Origin of the sequence: Citrobacter sp. Marseille-Q6884 (assembly GCF_945906775.1) — a bacterium.
In the GTDB taxonomy this organism is placed as follows: domain Bacteria; phylum Pseudomonadota; class Gammaproteobacteria; order Enterobacterales; family Enterobacteriaceae; genus Citrobacter.
This window is the reverse complement of sequence record NZ_CAMDRE010000001.1, coordinates 1975169-2000152: the sequence shown is the minus strand read 5'-3', so window position 1 is coordinate 2000152 and position 24984 is coordinate 1975169. Positions and strand designations below refer to the sequence as shown.

24 protein-coding genes are annotated in these 24984 nt (G+C 51.5%); 7 read left to right on the top strand and 17 right to left on the bottom strand.

Annotation, left to right across the window (positions count from 1 at the left end; genetic code table 11):
* Positions 1–3: 3 nt before the first annotated feature.
* From fabZ to rpsB, 12 genes are all read right to left on the bottom strand, one after another.
* Positions 4–459, bottom strand: coding sequence for a 3-hydroxyacyl-ACP dehydratase FabZ (gene fabZ, locus N7268_RS09435; RefSeq protein ID WP_003018528.1), 456 nt, complete (start codon positions 457–459; stop codon positions 4–6).
* 104 nt (positions 460–563) lie between these two features.
* Entirely contained in the window at positions 564–1589 is a 1026-nt protein-coding gene (gene lpxD / locus N7268_RS09430) for a UDP-3-O-(3-hydroxymyristoyl)glucosamine N-acyltransferase (RefSeq protein ID WP_260862657.1), read from the bottom strand.
* Between the two features lie 3 nt (positions 1590–1592).
* On the bottom strand, positions 1593–2078 hold the full coding sequence (gene skp, locus N7268_RS09425) for a molecular chaperone Skp (protein ID WP_198906396.1): 486 nt from the start codon (positions 2076–2078) through the stop codon (positions 1593–1595).
* A gap of 120 nt (positions 2079–2198) precedes the next feature.
* The gene (gene bamA, locus N7268_RS09420) at positions 2199–4616 is read right to left on the bottom strand and encodes an outer membrane protein assembly factor BamA (protein WP_260862655.1); all 2418 of its coding nucleotides are present in this window, start codon (positions 4614–4616) and stop codon (positions 2199–2201) included.
* A gap of 29 nt (positions 4617–4645) precedes the next feature.
* Positions 4646–5998, bottom strand: a complete 1353-nt coding sequence (rseP, locus tag N7268_RS09415) for a sigma E protease regulator RseP (RefSeq protein WP_260862653.1) — start codon at positions 5996–5998, stop codon at positions 4646–4648.
* A gap of 11 nt (positions 5999–6009) precedes the next feature.
* Positions 6010–6867, bottom strand: a complete 858-nt coding sequence (cdsA, locus tag N7268_RS09410; RefSeq protein ID WP_198906399.1) for a phosphatidate cytidylyltransferase — start codon at positions 6865–6867, stop codon at positions 6010–6012.
* Positions 6868–6879: 12 nt separating this feature from the next.
* On the bottom strand, positions 6880–7638 hold the full coding sequence (gene ispU / locus N7268_RS09405; RefSeq protein WP_198906400.1) for a (2E,6E)-farnesyl-diphosphate-specific ditrans,polycis-undecaprenyl-diphosphate synthase: 759 nt from the start codon (positions 7636–7638) through the stop codon (positions 6880–6882).
* A 188-nt stretch (positions 7639–7826) separates the two neighbouring features.
* The gene (gene ispC, locus N7268_RS09400; RefSeq protein ID WP_260862651.1) at positions 7827–9023 is read right to left on the bottom strand and encodes a 1-deoxy-D-xylulose-5-phosphate reductoisomerase; all 1197 of its coding nucleotides are present in this window, start codon (positions 9021–9023) and stop codon (positions 7827–7829) included.
* Positions 9024–9117: 94 nt separating this feature from the next.
* Positions 9118–9675 (bottom strand): ribosome recycling factor, encoded by a 558-nt coding sequence (gene frr / locus N7268_RS09395; protein WP_003018547.1) that lies wholly within the window; start codon positions 9673–9675, stop codon positions 9118–9120.
* Positions 9676–9814: 139 nt separating this feature from the next.
* The gene (gene pyrH, locus N7268_RS09390; RefSeq protein ID WP_003018549.1) at positions 9815–10540 is read right to left on the bottom strand and encodes a UMP kinase; all 726 of its coding nucleotides are present in this window, start codon (positions 10538–10540) and stop codon (positions 9815–9817) included.
* Between the two features lie 145 nt (positions 10541–10685).
* Positions 10686–11537 carry a translation elongation factor Ts gene (gene tsf / locus N7268_RS09385; protein WP_198906402.1) on the bottom strand — a complete coding sequence of 284 codons (852 nt, stop codon included), beginning with the start codon at positions 11535–11537 and terminating at the stop codon, positions 10686–10688.
* A gap of 134 nt (positions 11538–11671) precedes the next feature.
* On the bottom strand, positions 11672–12397 hold the full coding sequence (gene rpsB / locus N7268_RS09380) for a 30S ribosomal protein S2 (RefSeq protein WP_003018553.1): 726 nt from the start codon (positions 12395–12397) through the stop codon (positions 11672–11674).
* 447 nt (positions 12398–12844) lie between these two features.
* Between rpsB and map the strand changes: the two genes are divergently transcribed.
* From map to N7268_RS09360, 4 genes are all read left to right on the top strand, one after another.
* Complete coding sequence (gene map, locus N7268_RS09375; protein WP_198906403.1) at positions 12845–13639, top strand: type I methionyl aminopeptidase; 795 nt, start codon at positions 12845–12847, stop codon at positions 13637–13639.
* A gap of 113 nt (positions 13640–13752) precedes the next feature.
* Positions 13753–16425: a bifunctional uridylyltransferase/uridylyl-removing protein GlnD gene (gene glnD / locus N7268_RS09370; RefSeq protein ID WP_260862648.1), complete on the top strand. Its 2673-nt coding sequence runs from the start codon at positions 13753–13755 to the stop codon at positions 16423–16425.
* A gap of 31 nt (positions 16426–16456) precedes the next feature.
* Positions 16457–17281, top strand: a complete 825-nt coding sequence (gene dapD / locus N7268_RS09365; protein WP_198906405.1) for a 2,3,4,5-tetrahydropyridine-2,6-dicarboxylate N-succinyltransferase — start codon at positions 16457–16459, stop codon at positions 17279–17281.
* Between the two features lie 109 nt (positions 17282–17390).
* A complete protein-coding gene (locus tag N7268_RS09360) occupies positions 17391–17777 on the top strand; it encodes a DUF3461 family protein (RefSeq protein ID WP_003018562.1) in 387 nt (128 codons plus the stop codon).
* Positions 17778–17838: 61 nt separating this feature from the next.
* Here the strand turns inward: N7268_RS09360 and cdaR are convergent, their stop codons facing one another.
* The 3 genes from cdaR to dgt all read right to left on the bottom strand — a co-directional run bounded on the left by cdaR (position 17839) and on the right by dgt (position 22225).
* Complete coding sequence (gene cdaR / locus N7268_RS09355; protein ID WP_260862646.1) at positions 17839–18996, bottom strand: DNA-binding transcriptional regulator CdaR; 1158 nt, start codon at positions 18994–18996, stop codon at positions 17839–17841.
* Positions 18997–19144: 148 nt separating this feature from the next.
* Entirely contained in the window at positions 19145–20578 is a 1434-nt protein-coding gene (degP, locus tag N7268_RS09350) for a serine endoprotease DegP (protein WP_198906407.1), read from the bottom strand.
* A gap of 129 nt (positions 20579–20707) precedes the next feature.
* A complete protein-coding gene (gene dgt, locus N7268_RS09345) occupies positions 20708–22225 on the bottom strand; it encodes a dGTPase (RefSeq protein ID WP_260862645.1) in 1518 nt (505 codons plus the stop codon).
* Positions 22226–22308: 83 nt separating this feature from the next.
* Between dgt and mtnN the strand changes: the two genes are divergently transcribed.
* Genes mtnN through N7268_RS09330 form a run of 3 tightly spaced genes read left to right on the top strand, consistent with a single transcriptional unit; the run spans position 22309 to position 24461 of the window.
* The gene (mtnN, locus tag N7268_RS09340; RefSeq protein WP_260862643.1) at positions 22309–23007 is read left to right on the top strand and encodes a 5'-methylthioadenosine/S-adenosylhomocysteine nucleosidase; all 699 of its coding nucleotides are present in this window, start codon (positions 22309–22311) and stop codon (positions 23005–23007) included.
* Positions 23000–23800, top strand: coding sequence for a vitamin B12 ABC transporter substrate-binding protein BtuF (gene btuF, locus N7268_RS09335; RefSeq protein WP_260862642.1), 801 nt, complete (start codon positions 23000–23002; stop codon positions 23798–23800). Before mtnN ends, btuF begins: the two co-directional genes overlap by 8 nt.
* Positions 23801–23837: 37 nt before the next feature.
* The gene (locus tag N7268_RS09330) at positions 23838–24461 is read left to right on the top strand and encodes a TRIC cation channel family protein (RefSeq protein ID WP_198906411.1); all 624 of its coding nucleotides are present in this window, start codon (positions 23838–23840) and stop codon (positions 24459–24461) included.
* Positions 24462–24580: 119 nt separating this feature from the next.
* On the opposite strand, the gene erpA is transcribed toward N7268_RS09330, so the two are convergent.
* Together erpA and yadW are read right to left on the bottom strand one after the other, a co-directional pair.
* Positions 24581–24925: an iron-sulfur cluster insertion protein ErpA gene (erpA, locus tag N7268_RS09325; RefSeq protein ID WP_012904541.1), complete on the bottom strand. Its 345-nt coding sequence runs from the start codon at positions 24923–24925 to the stop codon at positions 24581–24583.
* The gene (yadW, locus tag N7268_RS25180; protein ID WP_409929195.1) at positions 24918–24983 is read right to left on the bottom strand and encodes a small protein YadW; all 66 of its coding nucleotides are present in this window, start codon (positions 24981–24983) and stop codon (positions 24918–24920) included. Before yadW ends, erpA begins: the two co-directional genes overlap by 8 nt.
* Position 24984: the final 1 nt, after the last annotated feature.

Sequence of the window (24984 nt, the reverse complement as noted above, 5' to 3'; positions counted from 1 at the left end):
GTATCAGGCCTCCCGGCTACGGGCACACATCATCGTTGCTTCGCACACAACTTTACCGTCGACCAGAGCAACCCCTTTAAAACGGGTCAGGCCGCGGCGCGTTTTCTCGAAAGTCACTTCCATGATCATCTGATCGCCTGGCACGACAGGACGCTTGAAGCGTGCTTCATCAATACCTGCAAAATAATACAGTTCACCTGGCTCCAGTTTTCCGACGCTTTTAAACGCCAGAATACCCGTTGCCTGGGCCATCGCTTCCAGAATCAGCACGCCTGGGAAAATCGGTTTACCCGGGAAGTGGCCCTGAAAGAAAGGCTCGTTAACGGATACATTTTTCACTGCGCGCAGAAAACGACCTTCTTCAAAATCCAGCACACGGTCAACCAGCAGAAACGGAAAACGGTGCGGCAGAAGTTCTAAAATCTCTTCAATATGCAGAGTATGAGTGTTAGTAGTCAAAATACTCTTCCTGTCAAAATATACTAAAAGGCAATAATAACACGGCCTGTCGCAATCGTATGAATGACAACAGGCCGGAAAGAATGACGTGCTCAGATGAAATGTTAGTCTTGTTGATTAACCTTGCGCTCAATCGCTTTGAGGCGCTTGCTCATATCATCAATATTCATCACCAGTGCAGCTGTTTTACGCCAGACTTTGTTAGGTTGTAGCGGAATGCCTGAGGAGTAAACGCCAGGTTCGGTGATAGGACGCATCACCATACCCATGCCAGTTACTGTGACCTTGTCGCATATTTCCATATGCCCATTGATCACACTGGCACCGCCAATCATGCAGTAACGGCCAATCTTCAGGCTACCCGCCATAATGACGCCACCGGCTACAGCCGTATTGTCGCCAATCACGACGTTATGCGCAATCTGACACTGGTTATCAATGATAACACCGTTGCCGATCACGGTATCGTCCAGCGCGCCACGGTCGATCGTCGTACAAGCGCCGATCTCAACACGATCGCCAATAATGACGCGACCAAGCTGCGGGATCTTCACCCAATTACCACGATCGTTTGCATAGCCAAATCCATCAGCGCCTACGACTGTGCTGGACTGGATCAGGCAATTCTCACCGATCTGGATATCGTGGTAAATCGTCACATTCGCCCACAAGCGTGAACCTGCGCCGATTTTTGTGTTTTTTCCAACGAAGCAACCTGCGCCGATAACCACGTTATCGCCCAGCTCTACGCCAGACTCAATGACCGCATTTGCGCCAATTGAGACTTTCTTACCCAGCTTCGCCGTCGCATCGATCACTGCACTGGGTGCAATGTTTTCTGCAGGCTGAGGCGTGGTATCTAAAATTTGCGCCATTCGAGCATAGGTCAGGTAGGGATTCTTCACTACCAACGCCGCACTCTTAGCAAACGGAAGATCGTCCTGCGTCATCACAACGGCAGAAGCCTGGCACAGACTCAAATGTTCACGGTACTTAGGATTCACCATGAACGTAATATTGCCAGTTTGTGCAGTTTGCATGGACGCTACGCCGGTGATGACGATATCGCCATCACCGTGTAATTCTGCATCCAACTGCTCTGCTAAATCAGCCAGTCGAATTGAAGGCATTACTTATTTAACCTGTTTCAGTACGTCAGCGGTGATGTCTTTTACATCGCTGCTGTTGTATGCAACGGTGTTCGCGTCAACGACCAGATCGATGCTCTGGCTGCTGGCAACAGATTTCACAGCTGTCTGGATACGAGTAACCAGTTTGCCACGTTCTTCGTTGGAACGACGTTGACGATCCTGCTCAAAAGCCTGCGCTTTCTGAGAGAAAGTCTGGCGCTGAGCCATAACGTCTTTTTCCAGCTTGGTACGATCGCTGCCTGCTTTCATGGATTGCAGACGCTGCATTTTAGATTGCAGATCGGATTCCATACGCTGCAGTTCGCTGGCACGGCCTTTGAACTCGTTTTCCAGTGTATTAGAAACACCAGTCTTCTGTGCAACCTGTTGGAACAGGCTACCCATGTTGACGATTGCAATTTTGTCAGCAGCCTGTGCGGACGTTGCCATCGCTAAACCGAGACCTGCAGCTAATAACCACTTTTTCACAATTAACTCCTTACCATCCCATTTGCACCCGAAGGTGCAGTTCTTTGCGTGGCCAGGCGATCATGCTCGATCGCCTAAAGTCATCGCTACACTACCACTACATTCCTTTGCGAAGAACAATTACCAGGTTTTACCAATGTTAAACTGGAACTGTTCTGCTTTGTCTCCATCATACTTTTTGAACGGCTGGGCGTAAGAGAAGACCAGCGGCCCTAATGGGGACATCCATTGTAGCGCGATACCCGCAGACATACGGATATTGCTCGGATCGCTATAGTCTGGTACGCCAATATCTCGGGTAGCGGCGCTATTCTGCCAGTTCGTATCCCAGACGGTACCCATATCCCAGAAGAAGGAGGTACGGACTGAGTTAGCATACTTGTCGCTGATAAACGGCGTTGGGGTAATAAATTCCAGGCTGGCGACAGCCATCGCGTTACCACCGACCGCATCGTCTGATTTACAGTATTTACCATTAGAGTTGGTGCACTCTTCATAGTCCTCAGGGTCTCCAGCGTAGGCGCCAGGTTTATAGACCGCTTTCGGACCGATGGTATTAGACTGGAAGCCACGTACAGTACTTGAACCACCCGCATAGAAGTTTTCATAGAACGGCATCTCTTTGCTGCCGATTCCATCACCGTAACCCAGCTTGGTGCGTCCCAACACGACCCATTTATGATCGTCATCGATCGGCACATAGGTCGCGGTATCCAACGTCGCTTTGTAGTATTCGTTGTCAGAACCCGGAATGGTCACTTTACCGTTCAGGTTGACACGCGAACCTTCCGTTGGGAAGTACCCACGGTCCAGCTTGTTGTAAGTCCAACCATAGTTAAAGGTGAAATCATCAGCGGCAAAGCTGTTGGTATTGTTTTCACCCATTGACTCAAGGTAACGATCCATTGCAACCTGCGGCTGCATATTGGACAGTTTGTTATGTACATAACCCAGACCCGCACGCAACGTGTTGTATTCGTTGATCGGGAAGCCTAATGTCACGTCTGTACCATAACTTTTGTTGGTATAGTCGGACAGGTCCGCATCATCCGCTTCAAAGTCATTATAGAAGACGCGGCCGCCGAGACTCACACCATCAACGGTGAAGTACGGGTTGGTTACAGACAGCTCAGTATAGGTCTGATAGTCGTTTTTGGTGCCGTTAATACCGACCGAATATCCGGTACCTAACCAGTTATCCTGTTGAACGCCCGCCTGGAAGCTGACGCCACTCTCAGTACCGTAACCGACGCCGAAGTTGAAGCTACCGGTGTTACGCTCTTTCACCTTATAGACCACATCAACCTGATCCGGGCTGCCCGGAATACGTTGTGTATCGGTATCTACGGTTTCGAAGTAACCCAGACGATTCAGACGCTCTTTACCCTGATCGACCAGATCACTACCCAACCATGCACCTTCCATCTGGCGCATTTCGCGACGCAGAACGGAATCTTTAGAGGTGTCGTTACCTTCAAAACGGATCTTACGTACATAGAAACGGTTACCCGCATCCACGTTTACACGTAATTTAACGGTTTTATCGGCATCGTTGATTTCAGGCTGCGACTGTACGCGCGGGTAGGCATAACCATAGCGACCCAGAAGCTTCTTGATATCATCTTCCATTTTAGTCACTTTGGTGCCGTTATAGAGTTCGCCTGGTTCGATCTTCGTCAGGCTCTCAATTTCGGCGGAGTGTCCGGCCAGATTACCGCTCACCTGTACACCAGAAAGCTTGTACTGCTCGCCTTCAGTGATGTTGACGGTGATATAGATACCTTTTTTATCCGGCGTCAGACTTACCTGTGTGGAGTCGATATTGAAGCGAGCGTAACCACGATCCAGATAGTAGCTGCGCAGGGTTTCGAGGTCGCCTGCCAGTTTCTGTTTCTGGTATTTACGGTCGCCAACAACGTTCCACCACGGCACTTCATCTCGCAGTTGGAAGTGAGAGATCAGTTCGTCAGTACTGAAGGCATGGTTGCCGACGATATTGATCTGTTGGATCTTCGCCGAAACACCTTCCTGGAACACCAGTTTGAGGTCAACGCGGTTACGCGGCAACGGTGTTACCACCGCTTTCACACTGGCGCTGTACTTACCGACGCTATAGTAGAAGTCTTCCAGTCCTTTTTCGATATCAGCCAAGGTTGTGCGATCCAGAGACTCGCCAACACGTACGCCAGACGCCTCGAGGTTTTGCTTCAGCATGTCATCTTTCACCGATTTGTTACCGGAGAAGGTGATGCTGGCAATCGTCGGACGTTCTTTTACCTGAACCAGAAGGGTATCACCATCGCGCAGGACGCGGACATCCTCAAAGTTACCGGTGGCGAACAGAGCACGAATGGTATTACTGATATCTTCATCATTAACCGTGTCGCCTGTGCGCACCGGCATACTGAGGAGAGCCGCACCAACGGCGACTCGCTGTAGGCCTTCGAAATGAATGTCCTTCACGACGAACCCTTCAGCACCGTATACGGTGGCGCTGCTAAACAGCAGCGACGCTATGAGCAACTTTTTCATCGCCATCGTTATTATGCGTTCTTCCTAACACTCTCTTACAACCGAGAGAAATCATTGAAAAGTGCAAGCCCCATTAACAACACCAGCAAGATAGAGCCAATGCGATAACTAAAGTCTTGAACCCGCTCGGATACCGGACCGCCCTTCAGCTTTTCAATCGCCAGGAACAGCAGATGCCCCCCGTCAAGAACGGGCAACGGAAACAGGTTGATTATCCCTAAGTTCACGCTGATAAGCGCAAGGAACATCAGGTAATAAATAACCCCAAATTCCGCTGACATCCCAGCCCCCTGAGCGATAGAAATCGGCCCACTGAGGTTGTTCAGTTTTACATCACCGGTAATCAATTTTCCCAGCATACTGACCGTCAACTTCATCAACTGCCACGTTTTATCCGAGGCTTCGAGGATGGCGCTGAATGGCCCATACTGGCGTACAGTCTTATACTCATCAGGCAGAGGAATCACTTTAGGCACAACGCCCGCAAAACCTTCGGCCTTTCCGTTACCCGGTTTTGAGTCCGGGGTTAACGTCAAAGACAAGGAACTCCCCTGCCTTTCAATTTCTAGCGCTAACGGTTTATCTGGGTTTTCGCGCACCTGCGTCACGAATGTCGCCCATTCCGTCAGCGGCTGACCATTGACTTTAACGATCCTGTCGCCAGCTTGCAAACCCGCCTTGCTTGCAGCGGAATTAACCTGCACTTCTGACAGCACCGGTTCAATCTGTGGACCACGCGGACGAATCCCTAAACTCGAGACCGGATCCTCTTTATCTGGCTCAAATGCCCAGTGGCGTAGATCCAACGTTTTCTCTTGCCGCTGGTTACTGCCAAACGGTGCCACGCTGATGATCGTGTGCTCATCGCCAATTTTGGAAACCAGCTGCAATCGCACTGTATCCCAATCAGGGGTTTCGATACCATCAACCGCTTTTAGTTCCGTACCTGGCTGAATTTGCGCCTGTGCGGCAATCGAGTTGGGTGTTATTTCACCAACAACCGGACGAACGCCAGGGACGCCGATGATAAACACCAGCCAATAAGCAAAGATTGCGAAGAGAAAGTTAGCAATCGGACCCGCGGCAATAATGGCTGCGCGTTGTCCCACTGTTTTGTTGTTGAAGGCCTGGTGGCGCAGCTCCGGTACAACCGGTTCTGCACGCTCATCCAGCATCTTGACGTAGCCGCCGAGGGGGATCAGGGCGATGACGTATTCAGTACCCAGTTTGTCGGTACGACGCCAAAGCGCTTTTCCAAAACCAATGGAAAAGCGCTCAACGCGAACTCCGCAGCGCCGCGCAACCCAGAAATGGCCAAATTCATGCACGGTGATAAGCACACCAAGTGCAACAATGAATGCAGCCAGATTCCAGAGAATACTCAGCATAAGACCATCCGTTAGAGCGTCCTGAATACCAGTAACAGCAGGCAAGCAAAGACCGGTACCGCAGCCGTCAGGCTATCAATACGATCCAGAATACCACCGTGCCCTGGAATTAAATGACCACTGTCCTTAATACCTGCTTCACGCTTAAACATACTCTCAGTCAAGTCACCCAGCACGGAGGCCAGGGCTGCCACAATAGAGCAAATGAGTAAGGTGACAGGCGCAACATCAAGATTTGCCCACATGCCATAACCCCATGAGATCACAGCAGCAGTAGCAAGTCCGCCAATAAAACCTTGCCAGGTTTTACCCGGAGAAACCTTCGGCGCCAGTTTATGTTTGCCAAACAATTTACCAAACATATACGCCCCGGAGTCCGCTCCCCAAACGAGGATCATGACATAGAGCAGCCATATCGCGCCACTATAATGATTCTCATCATAGTGCCAGGCACGCAGCGCCAGCATTCCCCAAAAGAAGGGAACAATGGTTAATACGCCGAAAATTATGCGTAATGTTTTGGAATTACGCCAGACTGTCGCTGAACCGGGGTAAAATAACACCAGTAATAACGCCACAGCCCACCAGCCCAGTGAAGCCCAAAGCGACACCTCAACAAGCGGCTGATGAATATCGCGATGATATTCAGGCAGCAAAAACAGCATCAGTGCCAGCAATAGCCCGCACAGAACCGCCAGCCAGACTCTCTGTGTACGCGTGGCAAAACCGCTTAACTGTCCCCATTCCCAGGCGGCCAACATACAAACGACCAGCGTAACAATGGCGAACCCCACCGGAGGCAACAAAAACAGAGCCGCGATGACAACGGGTATTAAAACAAAAGCAGAAATCAGGCGATACTTCAGCAAAAGCGACCCCCATCAGGCTTTTTCATCACCGGGCTCGGTGCCGCCGAAACGACGCTCTCGATTAGCAAAGGCATGCAGCGCACCTTCAAAGTCTTGTTCATCGAAATCGGGCCAAAGAACATCCGTAAAGTAAAGTTCGGCATAGGCAATTTGCCACAGAAGAAAATTACTAATGCGATGCTCTCCCCCAGTCCTTATCACTAAATCCACAGGAGCCAGCTCATGCATGCAAATTTGCTGATTAAGCATCTCTTCATCAATTTGCTCAGGACGCAGCAGACCTTCCTGCACCTGTTGTGCCAGTTGTCTGACTCCCTGGACAATATCCCACCGTCCACCGTAATTCGCAGCAATATTCAGCGTTAACCCGGTGTTCTGGGCGGTAAGCGCTTCTGATTTACGAATCCGTTCTTGCAAACGTGAGTTAAATCGACTGATATCCCCGATAATGCGCAGACGAACGTTATGGCGGTGCAGGTTTTTTACTTCGCTATCAAGCGCCCACACGAACAGTTCCATTAACGCGCTCACTTCCTGCGCAGGTCGGTTCCAGTTCTCACTGCTAAAGGCATACAGCGTTAACGCGTCAATACCGTTATTGGCAGCAAAAGAGACCGCTCTGCGGACGGATTTTGCTCCGGCCTTGTGCCCAAAGGCACGGATCTTCCCTTGCTTTTTCGCCCAGCGGCCATTGCCATCCATAATAATGGCTACATGGCGACAGCCATGTGCTGGCAAATTTTCGCTTAATGGTTGAGTTGCTGACAACATAACGCGTTTTTTGTCCCTGAAAGGATTTAACGGTACTCAGGAATACTGAAGCCTTTACACAAAAAAGCCGTGTCAAACCACGGCTTACCCAACCGAAAAAAAGCAAATACCTGCGATCGGGTGGCGCAGACTATATCACTGAAGCCCAACGCTAACAAATAGCACGATCCTCTGTAGAGGGATTATCATCAGCTTGAGAGTCGCATCACTTGTTTTCTGGCGACTTCCCGTGCGACGGCATCAACCCTCAGTACATCATCAACGCTCTGAGGTTCCTGCAAATCCATCTTATCCAGTACGGATAAATTCAAATCGGCAATATCCGTAAATCGGATCTGCTGCGCAAGAAATGCGGCAACGGTAATTTCATTCGCGGCGTTCAGCGCGGTCGTTGCCGCTTGCCCTTGTTCAAACGCATCCATTGCCAGTTTCAGGCACGGATAGCGCTGGTAATCCGGTGCGGAAAACGTCAACGCGCTGAGTTTGCAAAAATCGACTGGCTTAACACCAGACGCTACGCGTTCTGGCCATGCCATCGTATGGGCGATAGGTGTGCGCATATCTGGCTCACCCAACTGGGCCAGCACGCTACCATCCTGATAACGAACCATCGAATGAATAACCGACTGCGGATGAATCAGCACTTCCATCTGGCTTGCACTGGCATTAAATAACCAACGCGCTTCAATGTATTCCAGACCTTTATTCATCATGGTGGCGGAATCGACAGAGATTTTTCGTCCCATCGACCAGTTCGGATGACGGCATGCCTGATCGGGAGTCATTGAAACCAATTCAGACAATGGCGTCTCGCGGAAAGGGCCACCAGACCCGGTAAGCAGAACAGACATGACGCCGTTTTGCTCAAGGTCAGCGTATCCCAGATTGTGTTGAATAGGTTGCGGTAAACTCTGAAAAATCGCGTTATGTTCGCTGTCTACCGGTAAAAGCTGAGCTTTGTGCCGTTTCACGGCATCCATAAACAGACGTCCGCAGGTCACCAGAGACTCTTTATTTGCCAGCAGAATGCTTTTGCCAGCATGGATTGCCGCCAGCGTCGGCAATAAGCCCGCCGCGCCCACAATCGCCGCCATGACCTGATCGATATCATCCAGCGCAGCCATATCACAGGCAGCTTGTTGCCCGCTCATCACTTCGGTACGGCTACCGTGTTCCTGAAGTGCCGCTTTTAGCAGCGCAGCGCTTTTTTCATCGTCCATCACCGCATAGCGAGGGGAAAACTCCAGGCACTGCTCTACCATACGGGTAACATTTTTACCCGCAACCAACGCAGCAACACGAAACTTTTCCGGGTTATGGCGTACTACATCCAATGTACTGCAACCAATGGAACCGGTTGATCCCAGAACGGTTAATTGCTTCATGAGACATCCAGAAGAATTGAGACAGGATAAAAGCAAAACGCCGCCAGCAGACCCTTGCAGATCTTCCAGGCGGCGTTTTTAGCGTACAGGCGAATCAGAACTGCATCAGTTCTGCTTCTTTCTCTGCCAGCGCCGCATCCACTTTCTTGATGGCTGCGTCAGTCAGTTTCTGTACGTCGTCCTGAGAACGGCGATCATCATCTTCGCTGATCTCTTTTTCTTTCAACAGAGCTTTCACTTTGTCGTTTGCATCACGGCGAACGTTACGCACGGCAACACGCGCACCTTCAGCTTCACCACGTACGATCTTGGTCAGATCTTTACGACGTTCTTCGGTCAGCGGTGGCAGCGGAACGCGGATGTCAGAACCCGCAGAGCTTGGGTTCAGACCGAGGTCAGAAGCCATAATCGCCTTCTCAACGGCCGGACCCATAGAGCGGTCAAACACGTTAATTTTCAGGGTACGGGAATCTTCAACCGTTACGCTTGCCAGCTGACGCAGCGGAGTCGGCGTGCCGTAATACTCCACGACAATGCCATCCAGCAGGCTGGGAGAAGCACGACCCGTGCGAATTTTGCTGATTTGGTTTTTGAACGCTTCGACACACTTGTCCATGCGTACTTCAGCATCTTTTCTGATATCGTTGATCACGTTACGAATCCTTGAAAGCTGGTTTCAGTCAGACCATACCCACCACGTAAGATGTGACAAGTATAGTCTTGATTAATTTTGAGGGACGTATCCCGCGACATTAGAGCGGAATATTACCTGCATTTAGCCGCAACGGGAATTATTCCGTGATTAACGTGCCTTCTTTTTCACCCATAACAACACGGCGCAGTGCACCTGGTTTGTTCATGTTGAAGACACGAATCGGTAATTTGTGGTCACGAGCCAGCGTGAACGCAGCCAGATCCATCACTTTCAGCTCTTTATCCAGAACTTCTGTATAGGTCAGCTGTTCGTACATGGTCGCCGTTGGATCTTTAGCCGGATCGGCAGTAAATACGCCGTCAACTTTGGTGGCTTTCAGAACCACATCCGCTTCAATTTCAATACCACGCAGGCAGGCTGCGGAGTCGGTCGTGAAGAACGGGTTACCCGTACCGGCAGACAAAATAACCACACGGTTGTTACGCAGCAGGCTGATCGCTTCCGCCCAGCTGTAGTTATCGCACACGCCGTTCAGAGGAATAGCGGACATCAGGCGAGCGTTCACATAGGCGCGGTGAAGCGCATCGCGCATCGCCAGACCGTTCATAACGGTGGCCAACATGCCCATGTGGTCGCCCACAACGCGGTTCATCCCCGCTTTCGCCAGACCAGCACCACGGAACAGGTTACCACCACCAATCACTACGCCAACCTGGATACCCAGCTCGACCAGCTCTTTGATTTCCTGAGCCATACGGTCAAGTATGCTTGCATCAATACCGAAGCCTTCTGAACCTTGCAGAGCTTCGCCACTTAACTTAAGCAGAATACGTTTGTAGACGGGTTTTGCATTGGTAGCCATGTTTCTTTCCTGAGACTGTCAACGAATGAGATGAGTTAATTCCAGCGACATTGTATGTCGCTTTCCAGCATCGCCACTATAGCGGTGAACTGAATTTACAAAGCGGGCGCAAAAAGAAGCCGCCCTCAGGCGGCTCCTTTAAAAATTAAGACTGCTTGGACATCGCAGCAACTTCTGCTGCAAAGTCAGTCTCAACTTTCTCGATACCTTCACCCACTTCAAAGCGGATGAAGCCAGTGACGTTAGCGTTGTGCTCTTTCAGCAGCTGAGCAACAGATTTGCTCGGGTCCATAACGAAAGGCTGACCAGTCAGAGAAACTTCGCCGGTGAATTTCTTCATGCGGCCTTCAACCATTTTCTCTGCGATTTCTTTCGGCTTACCAGACTGCATCGCGATATCCAGCTGAACCTGGTATTCTTTTTCTACCACTTCAGCAGACACGTCTTCCGGCTTAACGAATTCTGGCTTGCTTGCAGCAACGTGCATTGCCAGCTGTTTAACCAGCTCTTCATCAGCGCCAGTTGCAGCAACCAGAACACCGATACGCGCACCGTGCTGGTAGCTACCCAGAACGTCGCCTTCCAGGGAAGCAACACGACGGATGTTGATGTTCTCACCGATTTTAGCAACCAGAGCAACACGTTCTTCTTCGAACTGTGCTTTCAGAACTTCAACGTCAGTGATTTTGCCAGCAACGGCAGCGTCCAGTACTTTGTCAGCAAAAGCCTGGAAACCAGAGTCTTTAGCAACGAAGTCAGTCTGGCAGTTAACTTCCAGAATGAAAGCGATGTTGCCGTCGATTTTGGTTTTGATTACGCCGTCAGCAGCAACGTTGCCTGCTTTTTTCGCCGCTTTGATAGCGCCAGACTTACGCATGTTTTCGATTGCCAGCTCGATGTCGCCATTAGCTTCAGTCAGTGCTTTTTTGCAATCCATCATGCCTGCGCCAGTACGCTCACGCAGCTCTTTTACCAGGGATGCGGTAATTTCAGCCATTCTAAAATCCTCGGAAGATTTGATCTGCCCGGCCTGAAACCGCACAGATTTAAAAGTGAAAAAGGGGCCTAAAGGGCCCCTAACCAAACGTGATACTACCTGGTTTATAAGGGGGCTCGAACGAGCGTGCCTTATTATTCAGCTTCTACGAAGCTTTCTTCCGCCTGGGAAGCCAGATCCTGAGAACGGCCTTCACGAACGGTAGTAGCTACAGCGCCCAGGTACAGGGTCACAGCACGGATTGCGTCGTCGTTACCCGGGATAACGAAGTCAACACCGTCCGGATCAGAGTTGGTATCAACGATAGCAAATACCGGGATACCCAGGTTGTTTGCTTCTTTGATAGCAATGTGCTCGTGGTCAGCATCGATTACAAACAGAGCGTCCGGCAGACCGCCCATGTCTTTGATACCGCCCAGGCTGTTTTCCAGTTTCTCAAGCTCACGGGTGCGCATCAGCGCTTCTTTCTTGGTCAGCTTTTCGAAAGTACCGTCCTGAGACTGAGTTTCCAGATCTTTCAGACGTTTGATGGACTGACGAACGGTTTTCCAGTTAGTCAGCATACCGCCCAGCCAGCGATGGTTCACGAAGAACTGGTCGCAGCTGTTAGCAGCTTCTTTCACCGCTTCGCTTGCAGCGCGTTTAGTACCAACGAAAAGGATTTTACCTTTACGAGCAGAGATCTTGTTCAGTTCAGCCAGAGCTTCGTTGAACATCGGTACAGTTTTCTCAAGGTTGATGATATGAACTTTGTTACGCGCACCGAAGATGAACGGCTTCATTTTCGGGTTCCAGTAACGGGTCTGGTGACCAAAGTGAACACCAGCCTTGAGCATGTCGCGCATGGAAACAGTTGCCATGATTAAAACCTCTATATATAAAAGTTGGGGTTAAGCCTCCACGCATCCCATATTACCGACCCCAAAGGGCACCCCGGAATATGTGCCGATACGTGTGTGTTGTTACACAAAGTGAGATTTGTCGCTTCTGCCCATCGTGTGTATCTCAAATGGAACAGAAGTCCGGCGCGCTTTATACCATAAATACGCCCCAGACACCAATAATTGTTGGCGGTCTGTGCTGAATGAACGATGGATTTCGTGTTACAGGAAGGCGGCGAATTTTTGAATCCCCGGGAGCTTACAGGTAGTAAGCGACTGGGGTGAAAAAATACAGCCAACAAACCTGTGGCACGAAAGGCGAAGTTCAGAATGATTCTCAATTTGGCAGCGTGTACCCCAGACTGATACCATTAGCAGCACTTACACAATTATTGTCGATATCATCGACACTGATGGACAGAATTCATGGCTATCTCAATCAAGACCCCTGAAGAAATCGAAAAAATGCGCGTCGCTGGCCGTCTGGCCGCGGAAGTGCTGGAAATGATCGAGCCGTTTATCAAACCGGGCGTCAGCACCGGCGAGCTGGATCGTATCTGTAATGACTATATTGTGAACGAGCAGCAGGCAATCTCTGCGTGCCTGGGCTATCACGGTTATCCGAAGTCTGTGTGCATCTCTATTAATGAAGTGGTATGCCACGGGATCCCGGACGACGCCAAACACCTGAAAGACGGCGATATCGTCAACATCGACGTCACCGTCATTAAAGACGAGTTCCACGGCGATACCTCCAAAATGTTTATCGTCGGCAAACCGACAATTCTCGGAGAGCGTCTGTGCCGTGTGACGCAGGAAAGCCTGTATCTGGCACTGCGCATGGTAAAACCAGGTATTCGTCTGCGCACATTGGGTGCTGCGATTCAGAAATACGCGGAAGGCGAAGGTTTTTCTGTGGTACGTGAATACTGTGGTCACGGTATTGGTCGCGGCTTCCATGAAGAGCCCCAGGTTCTGCATTACGATGCTGACGATGGCGGCGTGGTACTGAAACCAGGCATGACCTTCACCGTTGAACCGATGCTGAATGCCGGTGATTACCGCATCCGCACCATGAAAGACGGCTGGACGGTAAAAACCAAAGACCGTAGCTTGTCTGCACAGTACGAGCATACTATTGTGGTGACTGAAAACGGCTGTGAAATTCTGACGTTACGCAAGGATGACACCATCCCGGCGGTCATCACACACGACGAATAAATTTTTGCCTGATGGCGATGCTTTCGCATCTTATCAGGCCTACAAATTGCACTATCTCGTAGGCCGGGTAAGGCGCTCGCGCTGTCATCCGGCTTTTTTATGGGTGGCGCACAATGAATACTCTTCCTGAACAGCACGCAAATACTGCCCTCCCCACCCTGCCCGGCCAACCGCAAAACCCGGGAACCTGGCCGCAGAACGATCTCAACTGTACCGGCATTAAAGCGCATATCGATACTTTCCAGCACTGGTTGGGTGAAGCTTTTGACAGCGGTATTTCGGCTGAACAGTTAATTGAAGCCCGCACAGAGTTTATCGACCAGCTACTGCAACGGCTGTGGATTGAAGCCGGTTTCAGCCAGATTGGCGATCTGGCGTTGGTTGCCGTCGGCGGCTATGGGCGCGGTGAACTGCATCCGCTTTCGGATATTGACCTGCTGATTCTGAGCCGCAAAAAATTGCCGGACGCCCAGGCCGAGAAAGTCGGCGAGCTATTAACGCTGCTGTGGGACGTGCGACTGGAGGTCGGGCACAGCGTGCGCACGCTGGAAGAGTGTTTGCTGGAAGGCTTGTCAGATTTAACCGTCGCCACCAACCTGATTGAAACGCGTCTGCTGATTGGCGACGTCGCACTGTTCCTGGAACTGCAAAAGCATATTTTTAGCGAAGGTTTTTGGCCGTCCGATAAGTTTTATGCCGCCAAAGTGGAAGAACAAAATCAACGCCACCAGCGCTATCATGGCACCAGCTACAATCTGGAGCCGGACATCAAAAGCAGCCCCGGCGGCCTGCGCGATATCCATACCCTGCAATGGGTCGCCCGCCGCCATTTTGGTGCCACCTCGCTGGATGAGATGGTTGGCTTCGGCTTTTTGACGCTGGCAGAGCGCGCCGAGCTCAACGAGTGTCTGCACATCCTCTGGCGCATTCGCTTCGCACTGCATCTGGAAGTGAGTCGCTACGATAACCGTCTGCTGTTTGATCGTCAGCTCAGCGTCGCTCAACGACTCCATTACGGCGGCGAAGGTAACGAGCCAATCGAGCGGATGATGAAAGACTATTTCCGGGTTACGCGTCGGGTGAGTGAGCTGAACCATATGCTGCTGCAGCTGTTTGACGAGGCGATCCTCGCCATGCCTGCCGATGAAAAGCCGCGCCCTATCGATGACGACTTTCAGCTGCGCGGGACGCTGATCGATCTGCGTAACGACGATCTGTTTATCCGTGAACCCGAAGCGATTCTGCGAATGTTTTACACGATGGTGCGTAACAGCGCGATCACCGGTATTTATTCCACAACGCTTCGCCATTTACGTCATGCCCGCCGCCATTTAACGCAGCCGCTGTGCTACATCCCGGAAGCGCGTTCGTTGTTTCTCAGTATGTTACGCCATCCGGGCGCGGTGAGTCGTGGTTTGCTGCCAATGCATCGCCACAGCGTTTTGTGGGCTTATATGCCTCAGTGGTCGCACATTGTCGGTCAAATGCAGTTTGACCTGTTTCATGCCTATACGGTCGATGAGCACACTATTCGCGTCATGCTGAAACTGGAAAGTTTTGCCAAGGAAGAGACCCGTCAGCGTCATCCGCTGTGTGTGGATCTCTGGCCGCGGCTGCGACAACCGGAACTGATTCTGATTGCCGCCCTGTTTCACGATATCGCCAAAGGCCGCGGCGGCGACCACTCGATTCTTGGCGCCCAGGACGTGCTCAAGTTCGCCGAATTGCACGGTCTGAACTCTCGCGAAACGCAACTGGTTGTCTGGCTGGTCCGCCAGCATCTGCTGATGTCGGTAACCGCTCAGCGCCGTGATATTCAGGATCCAGAGGTTATCAAGCAATTCGCCGAAGAAGTGCAAACAGAACACCGTCTGCGTTTCCTTGTCTGCCTGACCGTCGCTGATATTTGCGCCACCAACGAAACGTTGTGGAACAGTTGGAAGCAAAGCCTGCTACGCGAACTGTACTTCGCCACTGAAAAACAGTTGCGTCGTGGGATGCAAAACACGCCCGATATGCGCGAGCGCGTGCGTCATCATCAACTTCAGGCGCTGGCGTTGTTGCGTATGGATAATATTGATGAAGAAGCGCTGCACCATATCTGGTCGCGCTGTCGCGCCAACTATTTTGTGCGCCACAGTCCAAACCAGTTAGCCTGGCACGCGCGCCATCTGCTCCAGCATGACCTGAGTCATCCTTTGATTCTCCTCAGCCCACAGGCAACACGCGGGGGAACGGAGATTTTTATCTGGAGTCCTGACCGCCCTTATCTGTTCGCTGCCGTTTGTGCCGAGCTGGACCGTCGTAATCTTAGCGTTCACGATGCGCAAATTTTTACCACCCGTGACGGGATGGCGATGGATACGTTTATCGTGCTGGAACCGGATGGCAGCCCGCTGTCGTCAGACCGGCATGAGGCGATCCGTTTTGGGCTGGAACAAGCCATTACCCAACGCAGCTGGCAGCCGCCGCAACCCCGTCGCCAGCCGGCAAAATTACGTCACTTTACCGTCGATACCGAGGTCACCTTTCTGCCGACCCATACCGACCGAAAATCATTCCTTGAGCTTATCGCACTCGACCAGCCGGGGCTGCTGGCGCGGGTTGGGCAGATCTTTGCCGATCTGGGAATTTCGCTGCATGGCGCCCGAATTACAACCATTGGCGAGCGAGTAGAAGATTTATTCATAATCGCGACAGCCGACCGGCGTGCCCTTAATAATGAGCTGCAGCAGGAAGTGCATCAACGGTTGACAGAAGCCCTCAATCCAAACGATAAAGGGTGATGTTTTTTATCTATATGGAAAGAGTTTAACAATGCAGCAGTTACAGAACGTTATTGAGTCCGCTTTCGAGCGCCGTGCCGACATTACTCCGGCAAATGTGGATACCGTAACCCGTGAAGCGGTTAATCAGGTTATTTCTCTGCTGGATTCCGGTGCACTGCGCGTCGCAGAAAAGATTGAGGGTCAGTGGGTCACGCATCAGTGGCTGAAAAAAGCGGTACTGCTCTCTTTTCGTATTAACGATAACCAGGTTATCGATGGTGCGGAAAGTCGCTACTTCGATAAAGTCCCGATGAAATTCGCCAACTACGACGAAGCGCGTTTTCAGAAAGAAGGTTTCCGCGTGGTTCCGCCAGCAGCCGTGCGTCAGGGTGCGTTTATCGCCCGTAACACAGTGCTGATGCCCTCTTACGTGAACATCGGCGCTTATGTTGATGAAGGTACAATGGTCGATACCTGGGCGACCGTGGGTTCCTGCGCGCAGATCGGTAAAAACGTACACCTGTCCGGCGGTGTTGGCATCGGTGGCGTACTGGAGCCATTACAGGCTAACCCAACCATCATTGAAGACAACTGCTTCATTGGCGCGCGTTCTGAAGTGGTAGAAGGCGTGATTGTCGAAGAAGGCTCCGTGATTTCTATGGGCGTCTATATCGGTCAGAGTACACGTATTTATGATCGCGAAACGGGCGAAGTCCATTATGGTCGCGTCCCGGCTGGCTCCGTTGTGGTTTCCGGCAACCTGCCATCGAAAGACGGTAAGTACAGCCTGTACTGCGCAGTCATCGTGAAGAAAGTTGACGCCAAAACGCGTGGCAAAGTCGGTATCAACGAGCTGTTACGTACCATCGACTAACCCTGATTTGAAAAAGCGGGCTTAGCCCGCTTTTTTTACATCTGCGAGTGGCGCAAACAAGGCTTTTCGTTAATTATTCAATGGTTATAGTGAGCTTAAGGGTACCGCTATGTATGACAATCTGAAAAGTCTGGGCATTACTAATCCTGAAGAGATCGATCGTTACAGCCTGCGGCAAGAAGCCAATAACGATATCCTGAAAATCTATTTCCAGAAGGATAAAGGCGAGTTTTTTGCCAAGAGCGTGAAGTTCAAATATCCCCGCCAGCGTAAAACGGTTGTCGCCGATGGCGTCGGCCAGGGTTACAAAGAAGTGCAGGAGATCAGTCCGAACCTGCGCTATGTGATCGACGAACTGGATCAGATCTGCCAGCGCGATCGCAGTGAAGTCGATCTTAAACGCAAGATCCTTGATGATTTACGTCACCTGGAAAGCGTCGTGACCAACAAGATCAGCGAAATTGAAGCCGATCTGGAAAAACTCACCCGCAAATAATCTTCAGAATCGGTTCACAAGCCGGGTAAGGCAAAACCGCCCCCCGGCATTTTTTTGCAGCTTACCGCTGCTCGTCCAGCTGCAGTGCCACGTACAACAACAACCTGTCGTCAAAATTCCCCAAATCCAGACCAGTCAGTTCAGAAATACGGTTCAGACGATACTCCAGCGTATTGCGATGAATAAACAATGCTTTTGAGGTCGCCAGCGGCTGTACGTTATGGCGAAACCACGCCGCCAACGTCCGGCGCAATAACCCGTTGTTATCCATTGCTTTTAGTTTTACCAGAGGACGCGCCAGCTCATTGGCCTGCCAGCCACCACGCAGACTGTCCAACAGCACTGGCAACATCAAATCCTGATAGAAGTAACTGCGACTTTCCGGCATACGTTGCTTCCCAACCATCATCGTCGTACGCGCGGTGCGATAGGAACGGGCGATACTGCCTGGTCCGGTAAAATAGTTACCCAAAGAGACCCGAAAACGCAGCTGTCCGTTTTCTTTCATCCGGGCGATAAGCTGCTCCACACGCTTGCGATGGTCTTCTGCATCCCAGCGGCCAAACTGATTGAGCGCGGGCTTCAGCACCACCATTTCTGTTAACGACACTATCGCAATCAGGTTATTGCGTTCAGGCGTGGTCAACGCGCTCTGTAACTGCTGAAGCTCCGCCATGGCACTGTCAACACCAAGCTGCCCGCTATCCACTTCAACAACCGCCACGACGCGCGGCTGATTTAAATCAATGCCTAAACGCTGGGCCCATTCCACCAGCGCCGGGGTATTTTCCTCTGCCTGAATCAGGTTCATCACCAGCTCTTCACGCAGGCGGCTGTCTTGCGCCAGCAGATGCATCAACCGCGACTGTTCGAGCATCATTTCAGCGGTCATGCATACCAACTCGCCGTACTTACGCAGATGCTCTGGCTCGCCGGTTAAACCAATCACCCCGACAATCTCACCTTCCAGGCGCAACGGCAGGTTGATCCCCTGGCGCACACCATGCAAATGCCGCGCAACCGCATCGTCGATATCCACCACCCGACCCTGTGAAAGTACCAGCAGCGCACCTTCGTGCAATTCACCAATACGCTCACGATCGCCACTGCCAATGATCCGCCCACGGGCATCCATTACGTTGATATTGGTATCAATGATGCGCATCGTGCGTGCCACGATATCCTGCGCCATTTTGGTATCAAGATGCCAGCCAGCCATAAACCCTCCTGTGAGCAGAGCTCAAGCATAAGGAAGATCATACGCAGCGACATTGTGCAAACGCACAAAGCAGAACAGAGAAGTATGGAGTTGTGGTGGGGGTCACAAAAAGAAATCCCTCCCCGGTATAGGGAGGGATTCGAGAGGATTACTGCATCAGCAGATAGATGGAACTATCACCACGCTGAATATTCAGCGCCAGAACAGAAGGCTTGCTGTCGAGGATTTTGCGCAGTTCCGCAATGTTTTTCACCGGTTGCTGGTTCGCACCGATAATCACATCCCCTTTCTTCAGGCCAATCTGCGCCGCTGGCGTGTTTGGTTTCACATCGCTAACCACGACACCTTTATCCTGGCCTTTGTTGCTCATGTCCGCACCTTCAATGCCGGTGAAGATAGAGCTTGAGTCAACCTGAGTCTGGCTGCTCTGCTGCAGTTCCAGGTTCACGGTGACCGGTTTACCGTCACGCAGCAGACCAAGACTGATTTTGCTGCCTACCGGCATCGTGCCCACCTGCGCACGCAGCGCGGCAAAGCTACTGATCGGTTTACCGTTCAGCGAAGTGATCACATCACCGGCTTTGATACCGGCTTTCGCTGCAGATGAGTTTGGCATGACCTGGCTGACGAACGCGCCACGCTGAGCATCAACTTTCATGGCTTTCGCCAGTTCAGAGCTGAGTTCAGTCCCCATAATGCCCAACTCACCGCGTTTCACCTGGCCAAACTCAACCATTTGCGAGGTCAGGTTTTTCACCATGTTACTTGGGATCGCAAAGCCGATACCGATGTTACCGCCGTCTGGCGCCAGGATCGCGGTGTTAATCCCGATCAGCTCACCGTTCAGGTTGACCAGCGCGCCACCGGAGTTACCCCGGTTAATCGCGGCATCGGTCTGGATAAAGTTTTCGTAGTTTTCCGCATTCAGGCCGCTACGACCCAGCGCAGAAACGATACCAGACGTCACTGTTTCCCCGAGACCAAACGGGTTACCAATGGCGACAGTGTAATCACCCACGCGCAGCGCATCGGAATCGGCCAGCTTAATTGCCGTCAGGTTCTTCGGATCCTGAATCTGGATCAGCGCGATATCAGAGCGCGGATCTTTGCCGACGATCTTGGCATCAAATTTACGCCCGTCGCTCAGTTGAACCTTAATCACCGTGGCGTTATCCACCACGTGGTTGTTGGTCACGACATAGCCTTTTGCTGCATCAATGATGACGCCGGAACCCAGCGCCATAAATTTCTGCTGCTGCCCGCCGCCGTTACCCGCGCCCGGCGCACCGCCCTGGCAGAAAGGTGAACTCTGGAACGGAGAACCGTCCTGGCAGAACGGCGAGTTATCACCGAAGAACTGCTGGAAATTACGCGGCATACGCGGCGTGTTTACCGTCGTGCTCCCCTCAACATTAATACTCACCACCGATGGCATCACTTTTTCGAGCATCGGGGCCAGGCTTGGCATCTGCTGGGCCGTCACTGCTGAAGACGCTGTCTCAGCCGCCGTTGCTGACAGGGGGGACAACGCCAATCCTAAACTCAGAGCCAGTGCACTCATTGCTAATGTGGTTTTTTTCATGTGTTTCGATCTCTATTAACAGGTAACGCAAAATTGCTGTGTACGTCAGAGTCGTTTTATAGCGCGAAGTTCCAGAATAAAGTTTCAGGAAAAAGTAAAAATTTATTGTCCGTCTTTACAAAAGCCTGCTTATTGTTCTACCGCCATCAACCGCCTGTATTCATCCCAGGCATACAGGTCCGTCATGCCGCTGATATAATCCTGGATCAGGCGACAGCGATAATAATATTCAAACACCGGGTATTCGACGGCATCCGGCGATATTTTACTGACCGCCTCAACGTAAGCAAGACGATGGCGAGTTGAAAGTTTCTGGAATAATCGCGATTCAATAGGAAAGTGTTTTAATCTTTCATTCTCAACCAATGCAGAAAAATCTGATAACGTCATTTTTAACAACGGCTGATAGATTTCCAGCAATCCGCTAATGACCCGGTAGCCTTGCAATTCCAGTTGTTCTACATCTGGATGGCTAAACACATGTTTCACCGCAACATTTTTATAAACGCCGAGCAACTGGCTGAAGCTACTGGCATCTTCAAGTAGCGCGTGATTAAAACTCCCGTCAAAAATTTGCGCCAGGTTATCAATAAAACGCTGAGCAGCATAAGGCACCAGTTTATTCAGCGTATTCACGCGTAAATACATAAAAAACTGATCTTCCGTGCTACGGCTTAATGTATTTGCTCGCGATTTATCCCAGGCGTTTTCAACAACCTGACTAAACAGCGAACCTTTTTCGTGATGGCCCCACGCCTCATACAAATGGTGATAAAGCTGTTCAACGCTGAAGATTCTTTTCTCAACGGCATCTTCCAGGTCAGCGACACAATAAGAGATATCATCGGCCGCCTCCATAATCCACGTTAATGGAAAACGACTGTAAGGCGCTAATGATAATTCTTTACGCAGACGCTCAATATACGGTTCCTCGGAAAGATAATAGCCCGGCTTCTTCATTAAATAGTTATGCGTCGCGGGCGTATCGCCACGCCACCATGCCGGGCGTGTATATTTTAAAATACCCCCAACCTGCGCCCAGGTCAGGTTCATCCGCATCAACGTATGCACCAGGCGGATCCCTTGCGCATTGCCTTCAAAATGGCATAAATCCTGGCGCACCTTACGGCGCAGGCCATTCAGCGATTCCTCGCCTTCACGCAAACGGAGCGCAGAGACCAGACAGCGGTCATCACTTAAGGGCTGGCTTTCCGCATCGGCAGGAAAAAGTCGCTGTCGAAACCAGTCATTAATCGCTGCTTCGCCAAAATGGCCAAACGGCGGATTACCGATGTCATGCATCAGACAGGACATTTCGACAACGCTTTCAAAAGGCCCGGTCAGTTCATCCAGACCGTATTGCTCCAGCAGCTTTTGCTCTTTCAGTCGGCTGAGGATCTCTTTTGCGATATAGCGCCCAACCTGTTGTACTTCCATTGAGTGCGTCAGACGAGTACGCACTGCCGCGTTACGTTCCAGCGGAAAGACCTGCGTTTTTTGCTGCAGTCGGCGGATTGCCGGAGAATTGATAATACGCCCACGATCGCTTTCAAAAATTCGCAGGATCTCATGCTCAGACTTCACGCCCTGCGGCGAACGGTAACGACGATGCCAGTTTATTTTTTTTCGGAAATCGATCTGTGCCATGTCCTCTCCCGCCTGAGAAATGCGCTACCCCTTAAGCGCATGATAGACTATGCCCTCAAATCTGGCTTATCGCGAGTAAATCTATGAAAATCGGCATCATTGGTGCAATGGAAGAAGAAGTTACGCTGCTGCGTGACAAAATCGAAAACCGTCAGACTCTCTCCCTCGGCGGTTGTGAAATTTACACCGGCCAACTGAACGGTATTGAGGTTGCGCTACTGAAATCAGGTATCGGTAAAGTCGCTGCTGCACTGGGTGCAACGCTGCTGCTCGAACGCTGTAAACCGGATGCCATCATTAATACCGGTTCCGCAGGCGGCCTGGCGCCGACACTGAAGGTCGGCGATATCGTGGTTTCTGACGAAGCACGTTATCACGATGCCGACGTAACCGCGTTTGGCTATGAGTTTGGTCAGCTTCCGGGTTGCCCGGCAGGTTTTAAAGCCGACCCGACGCTGATCACTGCAGCGGAATCCTGCATCGCAGAACTCAACCTGAACGCCGTGCGTGGGCTGATTGTCAGCGGCGACGCCTTCATTAATGGCTCGGTGGGTCTGGCAAAAATTAAGCATAACTTCCCGCAGGCGATTGCCGTTGAAATGGAAGCCACAGCGATTGCGCACGTTTGCTATAACTTTAACGTCCCGTTCGTGGTGGTTCGCGCCATCTCTGATGTTGCCGATCAGCAGTCCCATCTCAGCTTTGACGAATTCCTGGTAGTTGCCGCGAAACAGTCGAGCCTGATGGTTGAAACGCTGGTACAGAAACTGGCGCATGGCTAAATTACTGCCCAGGGCGCTGGCCGCCCTGCTTATCACTCTCCCGGTGTGGCTTTGCGCCGCACCGCGCGTTGTTTCACTTTCTCCTGCTAACACCGAACTTGCCTTTGCCGCCGGCATTACGCCTGTTGGCGTCAGCAGCTATTCAAACTACCCGCCCGAGGCCAAAAACATTGAAGAGGTCTCAACCTGGCAAGGCATGAATCTGGAGCGCATCGTGGCGCTCAAACCCGATCTGGTCATCGCCTGGCGTGGAGGCAATGCCGAACGACAGGTTAATCAACTGACCGCCCTGGGCATAAAGGTCATTTGGGTGGATGCGGTCACCATTGAGCAGGTCGCCGACGCACTGCGCCAACTGGCAGCCTCGAGTCCCAAACCAGAGCAGGCAAAACAGGCCGCGCAAAACTTGCTGGATGAATATGCTTTACTAAAATCTCAGTATGCCGACAAACCGAAAAAACGCGTGTTCCTGCAGTTTGGCGCAAATCCATTATTCACCAGTGGAAAAGGTTCCATTCAACACCAGGTTCTTGAGGTCTGTGGCGGAGAAAACATCTTTGCAGGCAGTCGGGTTCCGTGGCCACAGGTCAGCCGTGAACAGGTTCTGGCAAGGGCTCCTCAGGCTATCGTTGCCACCGGAGATTCAGCCGAACATCTTAAAATCGAGCAATACTGGGGAAACCAGCTAAAAATACCCATTATTACACTTAATAGTGACTGGTTCGAACGCGCGAGCCCGCGTATTATCCTCGCCGCAAAACAACTCTGTAATGCGCTTTCACAGATAAATTAGCGCCTGCCCCCACCAGGTCTGTTGTGAGGATTTAAAAATGCTCGTCTATTGGCTGGATATTGTCGGCACTGCGGTATTTGCTATCTCTGGCGTATTACTGGCCGGGAAATTGCGTATGGACCCTTTCGGGGTTCTGGTTCTCGGCGTTGTGACTGCCGTAGGTGGCGGCACGATCCGCGATATGGCACTGGATCACGGCCCCGTGTTCTGGGTTAAAGATCCCACGGACCTGGTGGTGGCGATGATCACCAGCATGCTCACGATCTTACTGATCCGCCAGCCAAGACGATTGCCCCGGTGGGTTCTTCCGGTTCTGGATGCGGTAGGCCTGGCGGTATTCGTTGGCATTGGCGTTAATAAGGCCTTTCTCGCCGGAACCGGACCGCTGGTCGCCATTTGTATGGGCGTGATCACTGGCGTCGGCGGCGGCATCATCCGCGACGTGTTAGCACGTGAAGTCCCCATGATTTTGCGGACAGAAATCTACGCTACAGCATGTATTATCGGTGGGATTGTCCACGCTACGGCGTTTTATACGTTTTCAGTACCGTTGGAACACGCCAGTATGATGGGGATGGTCGTCACCCTGCTCATTCGGCTTGCTGCCATTCGCTGGCATTTAAAATTGCCGACGTTTGCGCTGGATGATAATGGACGATGATACGGCGACGCTGAATAAGCAGGCCGGATGAGGCGTTTTCGCCGCCATCCGGCACATTGCCCGGCAGCGCAACGCTTACCGGGCCTGCGAAATCAGACCACCGATATTGCAGACAGCAATCAGATGCTAAAGGAAGAGCCACACCCGCAGGTGCTTTTGGCATTCGGGTTCGTCACAACAAAGCGAGAACCTTCCAGACCTTCCGTATAGTCAACCGAACCACCCACCAGATATTGCAGGCTCATCGGATCAACCACAAGGCCAACGCCTTGCTTTTCAATGGTCATATCGCCTTCGTTCACCTGGTCATCAAAGGTGAAACCATACTGGAAACCGCTGCAACCACCGCCGGTGATATACACGCGTAATTTCAGATTTGGGTTATCTTCGTCAGCGATCAGGCTTTTTACTTTATTGGCTGCTGCTTCTGTAAATTGCAGTGGCAGCGCTACGTCATCACTCATGTTTTGCTCCAAACGACATCGGCAATTGGGTAAATTTCAACCCAATATTTTGGGCCATT

Excerpts from the sequence above, each read along its gene's own strand:
- lpxD (WP_260862657.1), bottom strand. The coding sequence starts at position 1,589 with ATGCCTTCAATTCGACTGGCTGATTTAGCAGAGCAGTTGGATGCAGAA.
- bamA (WP_260862655.1), bottom strand. The coding sequence starts at position 4,616 with ATGGCGATGAAAAAGTTGCTCATAGCGTCGCTGCTGTTTAGCAGCGCC.
- rseP (WP_260862653.1), bottom strand. The coding sequence starts at position 5,998 with ATGCTGAGTATTCTCTGGAATCTGGCTGCATTCATTGTTGCACTTGGT.
- ispU (WP_198906400.1), bottom strand. The coding sequence starts at position 7,638 with ATGTTGTCAGCAACTCAACCATTAAGCGAAAATTTGCCAGCACATGGC.
- ispC (WP_260862651.1), bottom strand. The coding sequence starts at position 9,023 with ATGAAGCAATTAACCGTTCTGGGATCAACCGGTTCCATTGGTTGCAGT.
- pyrH (WP_003018549.1), bottom strand. The coding sequence starts at position 10,540 with ATGGCTACCAATGCAAAACCCGTCTACAAACGTATTCTGCTTAAGTTA.
- tsf (WP_198906402.1), bottom strand. The coding sequence starts at position 11,537 with ATGGCTGAAATTACCGCATCCCTGGTAAAAGAGCTGCGTGAGCGTACT.
- rpsB (WP_003018553.1), bottom strand. The coding sequence starts at position 12,397 with ATGGCAACTGTTTCCATGCGCGACATGCTCAAGGCTGGTGTTCACTTT.
- map (WP_198906403.1), top strand. The coding sequence starts at position 12,845 with ATGGCTATCTCAATCAAGACCCCTGAAGAAATCGAAAAAATGCGCGTC.
- glnD (WP_260862648.1), top strand. The coding sequence starts at position 13,753 with ATGAATACTCTTCCTGAACAGCACGCAAATACTGCCCTCCCCACCCTG.
- dapD (WP_198906405.1), top strand. The coding sequence starts at position 16,457 with ATGCAGCAGTTACAGAACGTTATTGAGTCCGCTTTCGAGCGCCGTGCC.
- N7268_RS09360 (WP_003018562.1), top strand. The coding sequence starts at position 17,391 with ATGTATGACAATCTGAAAAGTCTGGGCATTACTAATCCTGAAGAGATC.
- cdaR (WP_260862646.1), bottom strand. The coding sequence starts at position 18,996 with ATGGCTGGCTGGCATCTTGATACCAAAATGGCGCAGGATATCGTGGCA.
- degP (WP_198906407.1), bottom strand. The coding sequence starts at position 20,578 with ATGAAAAAAACCACATTAGCAATGAGTGCACTGGCTCTGAGTTTAGGA.
- dgt (WP_260862645.1), bottom strand. The coding sequence starts at position 22,225 with ATGGCACAGATCGATTTCCGAAAAAAAATAAACTGGCATCGTCGTTAC.
- mtnN (WP_260862643.1), top strand. The coding sequence starts at position 22,309 with ATGAAAATCGGCATCATTGGTGCAATGGAAGAAGAAGTTACGCTGCTG.
- btuF (WP_260862642.1), top strand. The coding sequence starts at position 23,000 with ATGGCTAAATTACTGCCCAGGGCGCTGGCCGCCCTGCTTATCACTCTC.
- N7268_RS09330 (WP_198906411.1), top strand. The coding sequence starts at position 23,838 with ATGCTCGTCTATTGGCTGGATATTGTCGGCACTGCGGTATTTGCTATC.
- erpA (WP_012904541.1), bottom strand. The coding sequence starts at position 24,925 with ATGAGTGATGACGTAGCGCTGCCACTGCAATTTACAGAAGCAGCAGCC.